Here is a 19526-nt window from a genome sequence, read left to right as displayed (position 1 = left end):
CCTCTAGATGTTTTCGGATCGCACCGTGTAGCGGAGCTGATCGTTGATCAAGAGACCCGTGCCGTCGGGCAGGTCCCGGGCATTGCCGGGGAGGATCTCCAGACCGCTCCCTGCGGGTGCACCGGGCGGATAAGCGACGATCTTCTTTTTCTTGTGCGGATTTTCCACGCGGAATCCTCCGCCCTGTCGGATGATCGTCACATAGCGGTCCCCGCCGAAGAAGCCCGTTTCGCAGACCAACTCGGCGCTCCTCGCCGCCCCCTGAACCTGGACGAAGGTGTCCGTCGTGGACAAGGCCGAACCGGAGACCATGGTCAAGACATCGAGCCCGTTGAGCGTCACGACCTTGGTGCCGTTGCCGCCCTTTTCGACCTGGGGAGGCCGCGACGGATGCCGCACGGACGCGGGCGAAGCCGGCGAAGGCACCGGCGAGGCCGGGGCGCCACGGCGCGACGCGGGGACCGGCGGCAGCGGAGGGATGGCGCCCGGATGAGGCGGCTGTGGCAACTGGCCCAAGGCGGCCAGGGCGGCGTTATCCGTCACGAAGTTGAGCGCGTCGCCCGCGCCGTAAGAGACGAGGAGCGGCACGCCACCCAGGCGGAGCCTTGCTCCCCCGCGCGGCAGGGCCACCCAGGCGTCCTTGGCGACGGCCTCGCCGTTCACGTGCGTCCCGTTCGGATTGTCCGAGATCGGGCGCAGGTACCAGGTGTTCGCCTCGAAATTCCCGTTTTTCTGCTGGTTGTAGACGAGGTGCGCGTGCTGGCGCGAGACCGACCCGTGCGGGACCCCGCGGTCGTTCAAGTCCGGCGAGCGGCCCAGGACCAGGTACTTGTCGTTGTGCTGGGAGCGCTCACCCGGCCGGACGCTGAAACTCACCTGGGGCAGGGCTTCCCGGCCCACGGCGACGACCTCCGGCATGGACTCGTAGCCCTCCGGCGGGGCGATGCCCGCAAAGGGGCTCTGCGCGTGCTCCAGAACGGCGAAGACGATATTGTCGTTCGTCCTGTCGGTCTTCACCGGGGCCGGCACGGGAATACCCATGACCGAGATCGGCGCAACCGGCGCCGGCGGTTGGCCCTCGGGCGGGTGGGGCCGCTTCATGGCCTCCAGGGCGAAGTCGTGCAGGTGGCCCGCGGCGTTCTCCTGTCCGGCAACGAGGGAGAGAATGCGATCCTGCGTCCTAAAGGTGTCTTCGGTCGGGGGCGGGACATGGACGTGATTGATCGCGGCTGAGAGACTCCGCGTGGCCTGGGAGGTCTGGAGCTTGAACGTGTGGCCATGGATGTTCTCGTGGCCCCCGTCGCTCGACATGGTGAAGACGCTCCCCGGCTGGACGTCGCCGATGTAATACAAATGCGCGTTGGGTTCATCCTTGGCCCCGATGAGGCCCGTGCTCTTGAGTGGCCCCACCTCCGTGTAATCGGCGGCGGAGTAGCGGGCGGTCCGGAAGGTCCCGTCCGGACGCCGTTCGGAGTGGAGGACCGTCGAGTCGCCGATGGTGGCCACGGTCGCGGTATTGCCGACCACGACGACGATCGATCCGGTCGCCTTCGCCCGGCCGTCGCTGACGCCCAATTCGTTCTGCTTGTAAAGGCCGGCCCTTCCGCTCTCCAAGAGATCCCCCGCCAGGACGGCCTGTCCGTTCATCGAGGCCTCAACCGTCCGCGCGTGGACGGCCTGGAGGAAGGCGCTCGAGGCGACGAAGCCCGTCTGGCCCTCGCCCCCCGCCCCGTCCGAAATGGCGATGATCTTCACCGGAGTCCCGTCGGGCAGGTTGTACTTGGCGAAGTAATAGCCGTCCTCCTGGCGCGGATGGGTCTTGCTCTTTGAGACGCCCACGGAGGTCTGGGCGGAAAGGAAGGAACCGTCGTCGAGGCGGAAGCCCTTCCGGTCATCCAGGCCTCCGGCACAGATGTAGGCGTGGCCTGGCGTGCGTCCCCCGGGACAGGGCAAAGGCCGGCTGCCCCTGACATCGACCTTGATCTTGTCCTTCCGCGGATCGGCGCCGCCGAAGAAAATCGCGGACAGTTCCGGAAGAAGGGCCTCAAGGGGAGCATGACCCACGGGCGCCGCGATGGCAGGCGCCAGCGGCCCCTCCCCTTCCTCGTAAGCGATCCCGAAAATATTGTCCTTGCCCCGCTTGCGCGGCAACTCGATCCGGACGCCGTTCACTTCGACGACCGGAGGCGGAAACTGCGCGGCGGCCCCATTGCCGGGGCGAACGATGGTCTGGTTGCGGGCGGCCAAGTCGTGGAGATAGGCGCCGGCGTTCACGTCCCCCGCCGTCGCCTGCATGAACTTCAGGAAGGCGGACATGTCCCCCGCGCTGAGGGCGCGAATCGGCAGACCGCTTCTCGCCGAGACGAACCTCTGCCCGGACGAACCGTAGACCTTGTAGTCGTGCCCCACGGTGTTCTCGATCATCCCGTCGCTGCCGAAACTGATCTTGTCTCCCTTGCGGAGCTCGCCGGCGTAGAGGTGGGGCTGTCGGAATGCCTTCTGATCCGCGGTCTCCGTGCCATTCCGGTAGGCCTCCGGATTCGAAACGTTTCCGATGCCCCGGGTGATGAACTCGCCGTGCGCCGTCATGCGCAGGGCGGACATCAGCCGGTCGTCTTTAAGGGTGCTCAAGTGGTCGACATCGCTGTAGCCGACGGCCTCGTAGGTCCCGTCCGCGCGAGGACGGCCGTGGAGGAGCATGGCGTCGCCGATGGTCGCCGCGGTCATTTGGCCCCCGATGACGACGACGACGGTCGCGGAACCCGTCGCCTTGATCGCCCCCGGCCGGTCGGGCTCGAGCTTTTGGAAGATCGCCGCCTCGTTCCCCGACTGGAAAAGCTCTCCGGCGGTCAGATCGGCCCTCTGCTCGGCGGCGGCCTGGTGCACGGCCGCGTGGATCCCCTGCAGGAAGGCGCTGGAGACCATGTCTCCGCCGCCCATGCCGCCGGCCCCGTCGGCGCCGGCCATGATCTTGACCTCGCGGCCGTCTGGCAGGCGATAGCTGGCCAGATAGATGCCGTCTTCCTGCGTGACGGTCCCGTCCCTCGCCGGCTTTGCGTCGGCGATCGTGGTCTTGCCGGACAGGATCGATCCGTCGTTGGCCTCGATATGGAAGCCCCCGTCGTCGTCCTGGAGGTTACCGGCGCGGAGGTAGGCCGTGCCGATGTCATTACCATCCATATTGTTCAAGATCTTCGTGTCGGAAACGGCGAAGGTCTCCACGCGCATCGTCCGGGGATCGGCGTTTCCGAAATAGGGTGACAGGAGACGGCGCATCGACGAGGTCGAGACCGCCTCAGGGGGCGGCGGAGGCGGAACGGGCGTGGAGATCTTGATGGCCGGCCGCGTGACCTCGTCCGGAAACGCCGTCGGGATGGCGTGTTCGTCCGTCACGGTCTCGAATTCGATCTCCGTCAACGGTGCCTCGTCCACGACCGCGGTTGCAGCGGGCGGGGGCTCCTGACCCGCGACCTTCAGCTTGGCGTCGAGCGCTTCATAGACCTCGCTCAGCTTGTCCAGGTACTCCTCGACCCTCTGCAACTCCGCTCCGGTCCGGACAAGACGACCAACCTCCGCGAGATAGACCGGGTAGGCATTCTCGAAGTCGGTTATCGCCGACCACATGTCCTTCAATTCCCGCCTGGCGGCCTTGATCTGCCCGTCCAGCTTGGGGCATTCTTCATTCAAGAGGCGATCAATCTCCCGTCTGGCATCCTCCAATTCGCCATCCAGGCGATTGGCGGTCCTTTGGGCCGTGTCCCTCTCGTCTCTCAAGAGGGCGATGTCGATGTCGTTCTGACGGACCTTTTCCCGCTCCGCCGCGAGTTCTCCGTCCCGGACGCCCAAGTGGGCCCGCGTGGTGCTCAGTTCCCCGCGGACGGCATTTCTCTCATCCCGGTAACGGTCGCGCGTGGCTTCCGCCTCCGCAAGCAGCGCCGTAAGACGTTCGACCTCGGACTGGGCGGCGGCCCTTTCTCTTTCCTTCCCGTCCCTGAGCCGGCCCAACTCATCGGCCCTACTCTCCTCGGCGGCGCGCCTGGCCTCCAGCTCCGCCAAGTCCCGTGCATGGCCCTCGGCGGCCAGGCGCTGCCTCGCCGCCTCTTCGGCCATGGCCGCGGCGTGTTCGGCGGCCAGCGTCTCGATGGCCTGGCGGTGGGCCGCAGCCAGCGCGGCCACCGCCTCTTCGTGCTCCTGGACGTTCTGCGCCATCGCCGCGGCGTGAGCCCTCCGATCCGCCTCCATGTCCCGTTCTTTGGCGGCCATGGCTTCGGCGTGAGCCCGCTCCCTTTCCGCAACGGCGGCCTCGTGGGCCGACTGTGCCTCGCGCATCGCGGCTTCCCGGGCGGCGATCTCGTTGGCGTGAGCCCGTTCCCTTTCCGAAACGGCGGCCTCGTGGGCCGACTGCGCAGATTGCATCGCGGCCTCGATGGCAGCGATGGCGCCCGCATGGGCCGTATCCTGATCCGCCATCTCGCGGTTCTTGGCGTCGATCGCGTCCGAATGCTCCTGCCGGAGGCGGGCCATCGTCCCCCGATGATCCGCGTCCTTTTGATCCTGGGCCTGTCGATGGGCGGCGTCCTTTTGGGCTTGGGCCTCTCGGTGCGCGGCGTCCTTTGCCTCCTGGGCATCCTTGTGAATCTGCGCCATGTCCGCGCGGATGTTCGCCTCGCGACGCATCGCCTGGGCGTGTTCCTGCTCCAGCCTCTCCTTCTCCGCCCTGGCCTCTATCTCCTGCTGCCGAAGGGCCTCGCGGGCGGCCGCGATCTGGCGGGTGAGTTCCTCGTTCCTCTTATTCGTCTCGCCGATTGTCCGATCCCGGTTGGCGATGCCCGAGTTCGCGTCGTGAAGATCCTGCGTCAGCTGCGCAACGTTCCCACGGAGCTTGAAAACTTCCGCGCGGAGCTTGCGCTCCTCTTCCTGGGCGAAGAAAACGGCCTTGGCGCGAATGCCGAAGACTTCCGGGATCTGCTCGAACGACCGGAAGCCGACGGCCTCCTCGGCCACGCGGCTGATCGTTCGCGCGACGTCCTCGCCGCCGGACAGGAACGATTCGCGGACAATTCCGGCCAGATCCTCCATCGAGACGGCTTGATCCACCGCCCGGGCGAGCCCGATCATCCGCAACTCGGCCTCGGGATAAGGGAGGTTCAAGAGGTGCTCCTCGTGCAGCCTCCCCGCCTCGCGCCGGAGCACGAGTTCCAAGAGTTTCGCGGCGAGTCCTCCCTCGGCTGGGATCTCGTGGAACGCCTCGCCGTCCGCGAGATAGTCCTCTATCTGCTGGGCCAGGGCGCGGCGCCCCTCGTCTTTCAAGAGCCTCGCCAGTTCCTTCAGGCTCGTGATGCGCGCGATGCGGAGCCGGAGCCTCTCGAGGTGGGGGATCTCGGGGAGAAGAAACTCGATTTCCACGTCCGTCCCGATCTTCAGACGGTCACCGGACTTCAGCGGCCACACGCCGCCCGCGGCCATTCTCTGCGAGTTGACGACGAAGGCACGGAGCCAGTTGGAGGGGTGCAGGCGCGAGAACCCGCGCCCGTCGCGGAGCCAATAGCCCCCGTCGCGGTAAATGACCTCAAAGCCGAGGGCGTCGGCAACCGTGCCGTCGGGAGTCAAGGTCATGCGGGATTCGGGGCCCTTGGCGCCCTTGCGTTGGAACGCGACGGAACGCGCCCACTCCGGCACGGCCGGATGGACGGATCCGACGAAGGCGGCGTCGAGGCCCGCCACGGACTCGGAACCCGCGACGGCGGCCTGGAGCCAGCGGAGCCGTTCGCGAACGACGGCGTCTTCCTTGGTGCGCGTCTCGGCGGCCTTGGCCTGAAGGGCCGGTAGGCGGGCGACGAGCTCCTTCAAGAGACGTGCGTCGCCTTCCTGGCCTTCCAGACCCGCGAAGCGTTTCAAATCCTCCGCCGGGATCGCCTCGGGCGCCTCGCGCAGGGCGGAGATCGTCTTCTGGATCTGCCGGGCGATCCCCGCGTTGGGGAGCTTGAGCTGGGCCAAGTGCAGTGCCAAGATTTCCAGCTCTCGCGCGGCGTTCTGGAGCCTGTGGAACAGCGTGGGCGATTCCATCGAGCGGCGGCGTTCGTTCCGTCGGAGATCCCGGAGCAAGGCCGTCAGTTTGGCGCTCACCGGCTGGCTCGAAAGATGCTCCATGAGCTTGTGGACGCGGTCGTGGACGAAACTCTCCACCAGGGGCGTCGCCGGTCCCGGCTTGTCCATCAGGGCCGGGCCGTCCGCCTTCAGCCAGTCGCCGAAGGCGTTCTTGGCCACGGCGGCCGCGAGGGGCGCGTAATCGGCATTCTCAAAAACGGGATAGGCGGATTTCAATGAGGACAGGGCGGCGCTCTCGACGTCGCGCGGGGCCCAGCGCCGGGAGCGGTTGCCGAGTCCGTCGCCGGAGAGCCCATCGCGCAGGCGCTCCTTGGCGCCCGTGGCCCCTTCCAGGCTCCGGGCGATCTCCGCAACCCTGTTTTCCATCAAGGATTCGACGACGCACCCGCGCAGGTCGGGATACGCCGTGTCGACCAGCCGTCCCTGCTGGTCCCAGGTCTCGAAGACATTTTTGACGATCGCGTTCCGGAGGGGCTCGAAGACCGGGTCACCCAGGACGGGATAGCGTTCGGCCAGCTCGGCGGCCAGGTTTCCACGGACGACCTCATCGGGGATCTCCCGTTGGTTCAAGAGAGGGGTCTCGCGGATCGCCCCCGATTCGCGCATTCGGCTGAGGCGCCGGTGGGCCGCCCAGGCCCCCAATCCCAGGGCCCCGACCGTCACCACGGCCGTGGCCGTTGACGTGGCATCCATGTTGCAACCGGTCGCCAGTAAGGCGGAGGAGAGAAGCCCTCCTCCCTGCAGCAGGGTACTCGTGTTCAAAGAGAAGGGTGTGTTTGCCATTTCGCCGTCTATTCGACGGAAAACACGAAATGTTGCGTGCGCAAACGACGCAATGGGCAAGAAAGCGTATACAGGCGGTTTTATTGGGTGTTTTGCGAGAATTCTTCGATTTTTCGCGGGTCTTTGGTCCAGTCCGTATCCACCTTGACGAAGAGTTCCAGGTAAACCGGGCCCTCCAGGAGGGTTTCCAGCTCCTTTCGCGCGGCCTCGCCGATCTTCTTGATCATTTGACCGCCCTTGCCGATCACGATCCCCTTCTGGGAGTCCTTTTCCACGACGATGGCGGCCTGGATGCGGGTCACCTTCTTGCGGTCGGCGGCCGCAGGCTCTTGGAACGACTCGATGACGACGGCGGTGGAGTACGGCACCTCCTCGCGGAGGAGGTCCATGACCTTTTCGCGGATGATCTCCGTCACGAGAAAGCGCTCCGACCGGTCGGTGACCTGGTCTTCCGGAAAATACACCGGGCCCTCGGGAAGGCGTTGAACGACCTCGGCCTCCAGGCGGTCCAGCCCCGAGCCGCTCAGGGCGCTGACGGGGATGACGGCCTCGGCGCCGAAGTCCTTCAAAAGGGAGTCCATGAGGGGAAGGAGGGACCGGCGGTCGACGGTGTCAATCTTGTTGATGGCGACCACGAGGGATTTTCTTTTGTCCTTGGCCGTCCGGAGGATTTCCGCGTCGTCCCGCGAAACGGACGGGCGGGGATCGATCAGGACGAGGACGACGTCCGCCTCCCCCAACGAATCCTTCGCGGCCTCCAACATGCGTTCATTCAGGCTCCGGTGAGGCTTGTGGAAACCGGGGGTGTCCAGAAACAAGAGCTGGGCGCCGGGCAAGGTCTTGATGCCCAGAATGCGCTCGCGCGTCATCTGCGGCTTGGGGGAAACCGCCGCGAGCTTCTGGCCCAGCAAGGCGTTCAGGAGGGTCGACTTGCCGACGTTGGGACGGCCGACGATGGCGATGTAACCGGATTTATGCATTCAGTTTCGCCAACGCTTCCCTCGCCGCCTGCTGTTCGGCGTCCTTCTTGGACCGTCCGGTCCCGCGGCCCAGGACCTCGCCCCGGATGACGATCTCGACCTCGAAGGTCTTTTCGTGGTCGGGCCCCGTCTCGGCGGCCATGCGGTAGCGCGGGATCGAGCGGTAGAGGCTTTGGGATTTTTCCTGGAGCTCGGTCTTGTAGTCCTTGTAGAGTTCGCCGTCCGCCGCATGGTCCAGGAGCTTGGAGTAGTGCTTGCGGACCACCTGCTTGGCCTTGTCGAAACCGCGGTCCAGGTAGATCGCCCCTAAGACCGCTTCAACGGCGTCCGCCAGCAGTGACGGCTTCTCCCGCCCGCTCGTCTGCTCCTCGCCCTTGCCCAGGTAGAGCTTGTCGCCCAGGCCGAAAGCGCGCGCGAAGCGCGCGAGCTGCTTCTCGTTCACCACCGCCGCTCGGAGTTTGGAGAGATCCCCTTCGGAATAATCCGGGTACTTCTCCATCAGAAGTTCGCTCACCGCGAGTTCCAGGACGGCGTCGCCCAAGAACTCGAGCCTCTCGTTCTGCTCGTCCGGAGGCAGCTTGTTCTCGTTGGCGTAAGACTTGTGGGTGAGGGCCTTCTTGAGCAGGCCCGGCTTCTTGAACGAATAATCGACGGATCTCTCGACCTGCCGGAGCCGTTTTTTCTCTTCGGGAGCGAGTTTCAACTGAGACCCTTCTCGATCCATCCGCCCCCGAGGACTTCGTCGTCGTGGTAAATCACCGCCGCCTGCCCCGGGGTGATGGGGCCTTCCGGCTTGTTGAACTCCACGCGCACGGTGTGATCGTCCACGAGGTAGAGCGTGCCGGGCACGCCCGCGTGCCGGTGGCGGATCTTGACCTCCACCTCGATGCCGCCGGAGGCGAGCTCGCGATTGACCCATTTCACGTCCTTGGCGGTAAGCCCGCTCTTGAGGAGGGAATCCTTGAGCCCCAGGACGACCTTGTTCTCCTCCGGCACGATTTCCTTCACGTACATCCGCTCGCCCGCCGAAACGCCCAGGCCCCGGCGCTGGCCGATCGTATAGGCGTGAATGCCCCGGTGCCCGCCAACCTCCTCGCCGCCCTCGGTCACGAAGGCGCCCGGCTCGCCCCTGAACTCCGGCATCTTTTTTTCGATGAAGCCGGCGTAGTCGTTGTCCGGCACGAAGCAGATCTCCTGGCTCTCCGGTTTTTCCGCGGTGGCGAGCCCGGCGCTCCGCGCGAACTCCCTCACCTCGTCCTTGGTGTACTTGCCCAAGGGGAAGAGCGTGTGTTCGAGCTCCTCTTGGCCCAGGCCGAAGAGAAAATAGGTCTGGTCCTTGTCGCGGTCCTTGGCCTTAACCAGGCGATACTTGCCGTTCCGGTCCCGCACCTTCTGGGCGTAATGGCCGGTGGCCAGGTAGTAGGCCCCGAGCGCCCGCGCCTGCTTCAGGAGCCCTCCGAACTTGAGGTGGTCGTTGCACATCACGCAGGGGTTGGGCGTCCGGCCCTGGCCGTATTCCTTGGCGAAGTACGTCACGACCTTGTCATGAAACTCGTCGACGGCGTTCACGGCATAAAAGGGGATGTCCAGGATCTGGCAAACGCGACGGGCGTCGCTCAGGTCGCTCGCCGTGCAGCAGGTTTTGGAGGAGGCGCAGGCGCCCCCCGAGGTCTCCTCGTGGGTCTTCATCGAGATCCCGATGACGTCCATCCCCTGCTCCTTCAGGAGCAAGGCGGCGACGGAGCTGTCCACCCCTCCGCTCATGGCGACGACGACGGTATTTTTGCAAAGGGTCGGCATAATCGGCATAAAGAGTTACAATCCGCGGAGTCTACCTACAATCGAGGGGAGTTTTTCAAGGACATACTCAAGATCGTGTTCGGAGCTCCCGCGGCCCAGGGAAAAGCGGATCGCCCCCTTGGCCTCGGCCTTGGGGACCCCCATGGCCAAGAGCACGTGCGACGCCTCCACCGCCCCGGAGGCGCAGGCGGAGCCGGAAGAGACGCAAATCCCCTCGCGGTCCAGCGACAATAGGAGGGTCTCGTCCGCGATGCCGTCAAAAGAGACATTGAGCGTGTTGGCGACCCGGCGGTCGGGGTCCCCGTGAAAGCGAACGCCGTCGATGCTCCGCACGAGCCCCTGTTGGAACAAACCCCGAAGCCCGTCGAGCCGCGCGGTTTCCTTCTCCGGTTCGCGGTGCACGAGGTCCACCGCCGCGGCGAAACCGGCGATCCCCGGCAGGTTCTCCGTGCCCGCCCTCTTCTCCATCTCCTGCACGCCCGGCATCAGGGGCGAGAGGGCGATGCCTTTGCGGACGAACAAGGCGCCGGAGCCCTTGGGGCCGTAGATCTTGTGCGCGGAAAAGCTCGCGAGATCGACGGGGAGGTTCGAGAGATCGACCGGTATCTTCCCCAGCGCCTGCACGGCGTCCGTGTGAAAGAGAACGCCGCGCTCGCGGCAAAGCCGGCCAATCTCGGCGACCGGGTAGACATTGCCCGTCTCGTTGTTGACGGACTGGACGGACACCAGGGCGGTATCGTCCCGGAGGGCGGCGCGCAAGGCGTCGAAATCGACCCGGCCGAGGGAATCGACGCCCAGCCGGGTGACCTGCGCCTGGCCCTCGTCCTCCAAGACCTGGAAGGCCTTGAGGACGGAGCTGTGCTCGACGGCGGTCGTCACGACATGAACGGGTCTCCGACCCCGCGCGACAAACGCGACGGCCGCCGCGCCGCGGATCGCCAGGTGATTCGCCTCCGTCCCGCCGCTGGTGAAAACGATTTCCCGCGGACCGCATTTCAAATGCCGGGCGACGGATTCCCGTGCGTCGTCGAGGGCCTTCCGCGCGCGGGCACCGACGGCGTGAACGCTGGAGGGGTTGCCGTATTCCTCGCCCAAGAAGGGCAGAATGGCCTCGCGAACTTGGGGGTGAACGGGCGTCGTGGCGTTGTAATCGAAATAGACTCTCCGCACGGGGCCGGAGGCTAGTGGAACCCCAAGCCGAAATCAACCGCCCAGGCAGGGCCCGCCGGGATCGCCAGAAAAAGTTATCATTTTGATAATCTCCATGCCATTTTTCTGTTTTTTCCTTTCACGTCAAGTTTCAACGGGAGTAGATTAGCCCTGTGCACCTCGCTCGAAAATCCTTACCCTTCGTCTTATTCGTCGGAATCCTAGCGGCCTGTTCGACTCTCTCGCCGGGTTGCGGATCGAACGCTCCGCCGGCGACGGAGCCGACGGGGACGCAACCGGAAGGAAGTCCCGTGGGGGGACCGGAGGTCATGGCCACGGGCGCCGTCAAGGCCGTCGGCCTCACGACCTCCCTGGCGCTTCTCGAGACCTTGGATTTCGACACACCGCTGTCACCGCCGTCCGGGGAATCGGGACTCAACCTCATCGCGATCCGCGACAAGGCACTCTTCGACCAGTGCGTGGATGATTTCTCGACCGGTTTCTCGTGCCCCCAGGGAGGCTCCCTCGACGTGACCTGGGCCTGTGACCTGACATCCGTGGCGACCGACTGCAACCTTATCTTGGAAGATCTCGCCGTCACCATGACCGACTGCGGGATGGACGGTTACCGCTTCGCCGATGCCGCCAGGGGCGGCGGCAAGTTGACAGTCTTGGACTGTGACCCGTGCGGCGCGCTTCGGCTGCTCATCGTCCTTGAAGAAAGCATGGACGGAATCAGTCCGGACGGGAATCCCATCGCGATCGCCCCGGGCTCCCAATGGAGGTTCTCGATCGCCGGCGATCCGACGGCGTGCGGGCCGAGGACGATCGAACTCTCCGGATTTCTGGGGTCGGTCTTCGTGGGGGAGACCGTCACCTGCCAATTCGCGGGCCAGCCGGACCTGACGGCCGCGGACTGTTTTGTCGACGCCGACCGCGATTCCGTCGACGACGCGATCGACAACTGTCCCGGTGCGGCCAATCCCGACCAGGCCGATCGGGACCGGGACGGGACCGGCGACGTCTGCGGTGAGGCCCCCGAGGGGATCTTCATCTGCAAGCCGCCGTGTGAGCTTCTGGACTGTCAATCCGTCATCGATTGCGGACCCAGCGCCGCGGGTTTGGACTGCGTGGACGGCTGCTGCGTGGAGGCAACGGCGGGGTCCGATTCCTGTGCGCCGTGCGCGACCGATCAAGACTGCCCGAAGGGATTCGCCTGCACGGACGCATGTTGCGTCGCGGCCCCAACGCCCGAACCGACTCCCGAACCCCCTCCGTCACTGAAGGCCCAGGAACTGCCACCGCCCCCCGAGGAGATCCCTCTCCCGGGTTCCGAATGCGTTCCGGGGAGCGACGCCGAGCAGGTCGCGGCGGACTGCGGGGCCCCCGACTGTCTTTGCGCCGAGGACGGATTCTGCATCTGCCTGACGTTGCCGGCCGGTTGCGGGGACTGCTTCCTCCAGCCGGGAGAGGAGTGCGAGACGGGGGACCACTGCCCGGAATGCGGCATTGACCGTCATATCCCCGAGGCCCAATGCGGCCCAGGTTCCAGATGCAACAAGGAGACCTGCATTTGCGAGCCGAGCGGAGGGGCCGCGGATTTCTGTCCGGACGACTGCGAAGGGATTGACACGCCGGGGGTCGGGACTTGCGAGGAACGGTTTGGACTCGGCTCCTCGTTCTGTTACGCGCCCGGCTGTCCCCAGATCGGTTCTCTTGGGGCCGGCGTCTATTGCGCTGCGGACCCGTTCCTGGCCGGAACCGGGGAGGGAATCTGCGAAGGGCTGGAGGGCGCGCTCACCGGTCTGGTGACCCCCTTGCCTGAAATCGACTGCGGCAGCCAGGGGGCCTACGCCTGCTGCGTCGCCGCCTCCGGAAATTTCTGCCCGGGGCTGCAGAACTGCTCGGCGGCCGGAGGCGTGTGCGAGGAGAGGCAGAATTTGGGCAATTCATTCTGCTGGACGGACAGCCCGGACGATTGCCCCCCGCTGACCGAGATCGGGCTGGGCACCGGCGTCTATTGCGAGGGCAATGAGAACACCTGCGAGGCACTCGAGTCGACGGCGGGGTCCTCCGTGGAGCTCGATTGTGTTGAGCAGAAAAACGGGAAGGCCTGTTGCGTCGCGGGGGGGGTGCCCCCGCCGCCAAGCTGTCCCCTCGGCGGGCCGCCGCCGCCGCAGTGCGCCTCAAACGCCGATTGTGAGTCCTTCATGGGTCCCGGGGCCACCTGCGCCGACGGATGCTGTTCACCGCCTCCGCCCGCCTACGAGTACAACTGCTTCGATGGGATCGACGATGACACTGACGGCAAGATCGATTGCGACGATTCTGACTGCGAATTCGTCTTTGGCTGCCACAAACACGAATTCGCATATGTCGACTGCAACGACGGCTCCGACAACGACGGCGACGGGCTCACCGATTGCGACGATGTGGACGACTGCCAGTTCGACCCCACTTGCCAAAAGTGTCCCATAACGGGGAATCCGCCGGGAGAATGCGGTTTTGACGTGCCGTGCGCCGAAGGGCAATTCTGCGATTTCAACTTATGTTGTCGGGCGAGCGTTTGCGGTGACTTCTTCTGCGATCCTTCCGAGAGCTGCTCCGGCTGTCCGGGCGACTGCGGTCCTTGCGCCGTCTGCGGAGACGCCTTCTGCGCCCTCGGCGAGACGTGCGAGAGTTGCCCATCCGACTGCGGCACTTGCCCCCCGCCCGGTTGCGGGGATAACGTCTGCGACGCGAAGTTTGAGACCTGCGAGACCTGTTCCCTGGACTGCGGACGCTGTCCCCTTTGAAATAAGCCGGGGCTTACGCTAAAAGGTCGGATCGTTCGGAAACTCGCCCTGGTCCGGAAACGCCACGCCGTCCCTGTCCGCGAAGCCGAGGAACCGGAGGCCGGCCTCGCCCACGTCGACGCCTCCGGTGAGGCAATTCTCCCGGTCGGTCACCAGGCCGCTCGCGATCGAGGCGCAGGCCGAATCAAAGTTGAAGTCGAAGGTCGGTGCCGTGCTGGCCACCGACCCGCTCCAGTGGTCCGCGTCGTCTCGGAATCGGGCGAGGTATTGGATCTCGGACTCTCCGCCTCCATCCGGGCGCAGGAAAGTTGTGGAGCGGATCGTCTTCAGGACCTGCTCTGGGGAGGCCGCCCCCGCAAGGCCCTCCGCCTCGACCTTGATGTGCTGGTTTTCCTGTGTGAACGGGACGGGAAAGCCGCTTTGGACGATTTCGCGGAATTCAGAGAATTCCGTCGATTGACGGAACGGGTCCGTGGGGTCGATGTGGCTGTAGATCACCTCATTCGTCGACACCGAAAATCTCCCGGGCTGGGGTTTCAGAAGCGGGTTCGGGAGAGAGACAAGGAAGCGAAAGCGGCCGTTGCCGGCATTGTCTTCGTTTTCCGGGGTCGCCGTGTCGTCCCTGACCGGCAATCGGTCAATCATCCCCGCCAGAAAGCGCTCGAAGGGACCCGGATTCGCTCGGTCCCGCACCCAGACCCGATAGCAGATGGGTTGCAGATCGGTAAGCGCGGCCTCGGGAGGGCACTCGAAGAGGCCGCATCCCACCGGGCAGGTGCATCCGGTGCACGTTTCATCGGCGCCGTCCCCGTTCAAGTCGAAGCGGGAAAAGTCGATCTTGATTTCAAGGATATCGCCTTCATCGGTGATGAGACCTTGAAAGGTCCTGACCCTCGGATCCACGGGGACCTCCACCGTCTTGATCCGGTCCAGGATGGTTTGGCTGACCGCTCCCGCGATCCCTGCATCCCTGGCCCCGTGCTCGATGGCCTCCGAGACGTCATCGCCGACCGAGACGAGGGAGGCCAGGGCGCCCGATCCCGACGACCCGACCTTGTCGACGTCAATATCGACGCTGACGGGGAACTGGAGGAACGAGGGGATCTCGACCGGCGGTGCCGGAGGGGCCGACGGAATGGTGCCGCCGTCGTCACCGGGAATCGTGGGGTTCGAGGGACCTGTGGCTCCGCTGCAACCGATCAGGCTGCCGAACATCCAAAGCACCACGAGCCATCGGTACGTCTTGGGCCGACCCATCCGCGTATTCTAATTTTTTAAACCCCGTGCGGCTACTCCATAATGAACCGAGGGGAAATCAACCGAGGCTCTGAAATCAACCGGCTTGGCCGTGGAGGAGACGGAGGGCCCCCTCCCAGAGCGTTTCGCGAAGGGAAGGGACCAGGGGCATCAGCCCTCGGCCGGGGAGGTTATTTAAGTGGACGACCAGATGCCCCCAGTCAGGGACCGATTCCCAAAAGACATCGGCCAGCGCGACGCGCTGGTCCACCTCATCCAATTCCGGCAACGAACCCGTGGTGCCGACGAGGAAGGGGTTCACCTTCTCCACCGACAGCCCCTGGGGCAAATGCCAGCGCCCGTCGAAAGAAAGGAGATCCTGCCATTCACCCTCTCCTTGCCCCAACAATTGAAGGCCGCCTCCCATGTCCTCCTCGGCGTATTGACCCGAGGCGTAAATCCGGGCGGCAAGTTCCAACACCGCTTCCTGTTCGGGCCGGCCGTCCATCTTCAGGAAGGTCCTTAGCTTCTCCACGGAGGGACCCGAAAATTCGACGTGGAAGCTGCTCGTTTCCGTACGACCGCCGGCATCGACGGAAACCGCTTGAGCGACCTGAGCCACTGCGGCGCGCCATCCGGCGGACAGATCGAATCCCCCATCCGACCTCAACGTAAGACGGCGAAAGGCACCGCCGCGTTTGTTCAGGGTGATTCTGATCTCGTCTTGGTCCTCGAGGCGTTCCTCAAGGGACCACAAGCCTTCCGTGGCCGTGAGCGGCAATGGTATCGAGTGACCCCAATTCTCCCCTTCCCGCGCGATCCGGCCCGCGTCCTCCATCAGGGCCTTGACCGTTGTCCGCGCCTCCTCGACCCGTTCGGGCCCCAGGAGACGCACCGACATCTGCGCGCCGAAGGGCACCCCCGGCGTCTCTTCCGCCAAATGCGGCATCCGTACCGATCCGGTGAACGGGTCCGGCAGAAAGGCATCCAGAAAGGTGCTCGTGCTGAAGTAACGGACGTCCGTCCGCTCGTAGACCATCGCCGGCGAAAAAAGCGAAGGTCCGGTGCGGGAAAGCAGCCCCGGCAACATGGCTGAAGTCACGGTCATACAAGTATCTTTCAAAAGCGGCGGGATTACGGGGCTACACCAAAAAATACAATGCTTTAGCCCAGTACTGACGCAATCGACCGCCTACGCGTTCGTCAGTATCGTGCGGCGGATGCCAAAGTTGTGATCTTATTCCTCAGGGTTGCGGCGTAGCCGTCGTCCGGAAGACCCTCCGGAATCGCTTCGAGCCGCCGGTCGTAGTCCCTGGCAAGGGCATGAAAGCGCCGGGGCTCAAGGGCCTCCTTTAGGCCGTTGAGGATGCCCCAAACGCCCCCGTTCGTGGATAACTCGAGTTCGAGGAGGTGCCCCATCTGGAGGGCGACGGCGTCGAGTTTCCGCTCGCCGTTCATCGTCCGCATCGCCGACTCGTACAACAGGGTCGCGGCCAACCGCTCGACGGGGGATTCGTGCGTCGCCCAGAAGGCCCCATGACAGATGCCGTGCCAGATGTAACTGAGGGGCGGGGTCCAGACTCCATGGACCTTGCGCCGGTCGACCGGCGCCCCCACGAGATGATAGCCGGCCTTGTGCACGTCGTTGAATTTTCGAGGAGAGGAGCTTCCCGGCCCCAGGCAAAAACGCGGGGCCGACGTGCCCAAAAAGACGTAGAGCCCCAATTCCAGCGCCGAAAGCGAAAAAAACCGGAAGACCGATTCTTCCTGACCTTCTCCACGGTCCAGACGGGTGCAGGGAAAGAAACCCAGAGGACGGACCGCATCATCCAGATAGGCGAAATCCTCCTGCAGCAGGTCGAATGGGGTGCCGGCGAGCGCTTCGGTCGGAAACCGCACCTCGAGAATGGCGCGGGCCATCAGATCGAGATGGCCGAAGTCCTCCAGGTAACGCGCCTTCTTGGATTCAAAATCGGAAAACGACGGCGCCGGCGCATCGGCCGTGAGAGGCTGGAAGAGTCTCTCCGCGCCATGCCAAACGCAGCTGACCCTCTCTGACCCGAAAACGGCGGTCTGGTGTTTCGCCCACTCCGAGGCCAGGGAGATCATGAGGGCGTCGCCGATCTGACGGACCGGCGCCTCACGCCGCAGGAGGTTGTCGATGCCCTGTCGCGTCTCCTCGGAAAGATAGGGCGTGTGGGGCAGTCCCCCCCGTAAGCCGGCAAGGAAGGAAAACCCCAAGTCTTGCACGAGGGCCGGCTGCGCGGACAAGGTCCAGGCGGACAGGGATGGAGTGATGACAGCCATAAAAATTGCCCCATTCTCATGGCTCCTTGGTAAGAATCAAGGCGCATAGCGTCATAATTTCTCGATATCCCCTCCCAGCGTTGGAGTTCGCTCAGGGAAAGCAGAAGAATCAGGGCAGATCAAAAACCAGGACCTCGGAGTCTCTCCTTCCGACGATTTCGACCGACGTCTCCTCGCTCAGCGCCGCCCCGTCGCCCTGCTCCAGCTTGTAGCCGTTCACCACGGCCTCACCCCGGGCCACTTGCACCCAGGCGTGCCTTCCGGCTTTGAGCGGGTGTTCCACCTTGCCCCCCTGTCCGAGAATCGTCGCGAAGAGATCCGTGTCCTGATGGATCGTCACCGAGCCCTCGCGGCCGTCCCGGGAGGCGATGAGCCGGAGCCGGCCGCGCTTCTCCTCGTCCCCGAACGCCCTTTGCTCGTAACCCGGCTCGATCCCCTTCTTCTCCGTCAGTATCCAGATCTGAAGGAGGTGAACGGCGTCGACCTTGGAACGGTTGTACTCGCTGTGCGTGACGCCCTTGCCCGCGCTCATGCGCTGGACCTCGCCGGGGACGATCACCGAGCCGTTCCCCATGCTGTCCTTGTGCTGAAGGGCGCCTTCGAGCACGTAGGTCACGATCTCCATGTCGCGATGGGCGTGCGTGGGGAAGCCCTCGCCGGGCTGGACGAAGTCCTCGTTGATGACCCGGAGCGTCCGGAACCCCATCCACTTGGAATCGTGGTAATCCGCGAATGAGAACGTATGGTAGGTCTCGAGCCAGCCGTGATCGAAGTGGCCCCGGTCGGCGGATTTGCGGATTTGGATCATTTCTTTTCCACGGCCTCGATCTCGAGCGTAATATCGACGTCGTCGCCCAGGATGACGCCTCCGGTGTCGAGGGTCTTGTTCCAGTTGATGCCGAAATCCTTGCGGTTGATCCTCGCCGACGCGGAGAATCCCACCCGGTTGTTGCCGGATGGGTCCTTGCCGAGACCCGTGAACTCGACGTCGAAGGCGACGGGCTTGGTCACGCCGCGCATGGTGAAGTTCCCCTCGAGCTTGAACTTGTCCTTGCCCGCGGGCTTGAAGGCCGTGCCCTCATAGGTGATCGTCGGAAACTTTTGCACGTCGAAGAAGTCGGGGCTCCGGAGATGCTCGTCCCGCTTGGCGTTGCCCGTGTCGATGCTGGCGGTCTTGATCGTAAACTTGCCCTTCGAGGTCTCCGGCTTGGCCGGATCGAATGAGAACGAGGCCTCGTAGTCCTTGAACTCGCCCGGCACCTTCGTGACGATGTGCCGGACCTTGAAGCCGACGTGGGAATGGACGGCGTCCACCGTGTATTCGGCGGCGGAAGCGGAAACGGCGGCGAACAGCAGCGCGGCGGCAAGAATGGCGGTCTTTTTCATCGCTCTCTCCTTATGGAATTAGTTTTAGGAGGAGGGACTATACGTCAGGGCGGGGTGCGTTTCAAGACGGAGCTGATGAATCGCGACGCCTCGGCGACCTTTTCCGGAGAAACGCCCGTTTCCACTCCCAGTTCAGCGAGGAATGACAGGACCGCCTCCGTACCCACGTTGCCCGAGGCGCCCGGGGCGTAGGGACAGCCGCCCAGACCGCCGGCCGAGGAATCCACGATGGAGATCCCCATTTCCAGCGACTGGCGGATGTTGGCGAGGGCGTGGCCGTGGGTGTCGTGAAAGTGAACCGCCAGCTTCGGGGCCGGTATGTTTTTCAGAAGGATGGACATCAGCCGATCGACGTCCTCCGGCAAGGCCCCCCCGATCGTATCGCCGACGGAGACCTCGTCGACGCCGATCTTCAAAAGATCCTCGATCACGACGGCCGCCCGCTCGGGCGCGACCCTGCCCTCATAGGGGCACACGAAGCACGTGGACACATAGCCCCGGACGCCCATGCCGTACCCACGAGCCTGGCCGACGACCCGCCGGATCTCCTCCAGCGACTCGGCCACGGTCATGTTGATATTCTTCTTGTTGAATGTTTCCGAGGCCGCCGTGAAGACGGCGATGTCTTTCACCCCCGAGAGGACGGCCCGTTCGAGCCCCTTGAGGTTCGGGATCAGGACCGGATACGCGACGCCCGGCTTCTTGGCGATGTTCGCGTAGACCTCGGCGGCATCCGCCAGTTGCGGCACCCACTTGGGCGATACGAAGGAGGTCGCCTCGATCACGGAAAGCCCGGAGTCGGAGAGCATGTCGATGAACCGGACCTTGTCGTCCGTCGGAACGACGCCCTTCTCATTCTGGAGCCCGTCGCGCGGGCCCACCTCGACGATTTTAACGACCTTTGGATAGCTGTTCATTTTCGAAACATTCCCCCTGGAGCCTAGCCTTCTATGGGGACTATAATAACTCATGAGGCTTGTGA

12 protein-coding genes are annotated in these 19526 nt (G+C 64.6%); 1 reads left to right on the top strand and 11 read right to left on the bottom strand.

Features of this window, described 5'->3' with window-relative positions:
- Positions 1-3: 3 nt before the first annotated feature.
- From VLJ37_03600 to VLJ37_03580, 5 genes are all read right to left on the bottom strand, one after another.
- Positions 4-6891, bottom strand: coding sequence for an FHA domain-containing protein (locus VLJ37_03600; GenBank protein ID HSA58750.1), 6888 nt, complete (start codon positions 6889-6891; stop codon positions 4-6).
- A gap of 80 nt (positions 6892-6971) precedes the next feature.
- The gene (gene era / locus VLJ37_03595) at positions 6972-7871 is read right to left on the bottom strand and encodes a GTPase Era (GenBank protein HSA58749.1); all 900 of its coding nucleotides are present in this window, start codon (positions 7869-7871) and stop codon (positions 6972-6974) included.
- On the bottom strand, positions 7864-8574 hold the full coding sequence (gene rnc, locus VLJ37_03590) for a ribonuclease III (GenBank protein ID HSA58748.1): 711 nt from the start codon (positions 8572-8574) through the stop codon (positions 7864-7866). The genes era and rnc overlap by 8 nt, the downstream gene beginning before the upstream one ends.
- Positions 8571-9671 (bottom strand): tRNA 2-thiouridine(34) synthase MnmA, encoded by a 1101-nt coding sequence (gene mnmA / locus VLJ37_03585; protein HSA58747.1) that lies wholly within the window; start codon positions 9669-9671, stop codon positions 8571-8573. The genes rnc and mnmA overlap by 4 nt, the downstream gene beginning before the upstream one ends.
- Before the next feature lie 15 nt (positions 9672-9686).
- Entirely contained in the window at positions 9687-10841 is a 1155-nt protein-coding gene (locus VLJ37_03580) for a cysteine desulfurase family protein (protein ID HSA58746.1), read from the bottom strand.
- Positions 10842-10993: 152 nt separating this feature from the next.
- Here VLJ37_03580 and VLJ37_03575 point away from each other — a divergent pair, with 152 nt between their 5' ends.
- Positions 10994-13615, top strand: coding sequence for a hypothetical protein (locus VLJ37_03575; GenBank protein HSA58745.1), 2622 nt, complete (start codon positions 10994-10996; stop codon positions 13613-13615).
- An 18-nt stretch (positions 13616-13633) separates the two neighbouring features.
- On the opposite strand, the gene VLJ37_03570 is transcribed toward VLJ37_03575, so the two are convergent.
- The 6 genes from VLJ37_03570 to VLJ37_03545 all read right to left on the bottom strand — a co-directional run bounded on the left by VLJ37_03570 (position 13634) and on the right by VLJ37_03545 (position 19461).
- Positions 13634-14872: a hypothetical protein gene (locus tag VLJ37_03570; protein HSA58744.1), complete on the bottom strand. Its 1239-nt coding sequence runs from the start codon at positions 14870-14872 to the stop codon at positions 13634-13636.
- 76 nt (positions 14873-14948) lie between these two features.
- On the bottom strand, positions 14949-15959 hold the full coding sequence (locus VLJ37_03565; GenBank protein ID HSA58743.1) for a hypothetical protein: 1011 nt from the start codon (positions 15957-15959) through the stop codon (positions 14949-14951).
- Positions 15960-16054: 95 nt separating this feature from the next.
- Positions 16055-17158, bottom strand: coding sequence for a hypothetical protein (locus tag VLJ37_03560; protein HSA58742.1), 1104 nt, complete (start codon positions 17156-17158; stop codon positions 16055-16057).
- Positions 17159-17267: 109 nt separating this feature from the next.
- The gene (locus tag VLJ37_03555; protein HSA58741.1) at positions 17268-17966 is read right to left on the bottom strand and encodes a pirin family protein; all 699 of its coding nucleotides are present in this window, start codon (positions 17964-17966) and stop codon (positions 17268-17270) included.
- A complete protein-coding gene (locus VLJ37_03550; protein HSA58740.1) occupies positions 17963-18544 on the bottom strand; it encodes a YceI family protein in 582 nt (193 codons plus the stop codon). The genes VLJ37_03555 and VLJ37_03550 overlap by 4 nt, the downstream gene beginning before the upstream one ends.
- 44 nt (positions 18545-18588) lie before the next feature.
- A complete protein-coding gene (locus tag VLJ37_03545; GenBank protein HSA58739.1) occupies positions 18589-19461 on the bottom strand; it encodes a hydroxymethylglutaryl-CoA lyase in 873 nt (290 codons plus the stop codon).
- Positions 19462-19526 lie beyond the last annotated feature (65 nt).

The sequence above is a fragment of the bacterium genome (genome assembly GCA_035454885.1).
Taxonomy (GTDB): domain Bacteria; phylum UBA10199; class UBA10199; order JACPAL01.
This window is presented reverse-complemented; position numbering and strand designations above follow the sequence as displayed.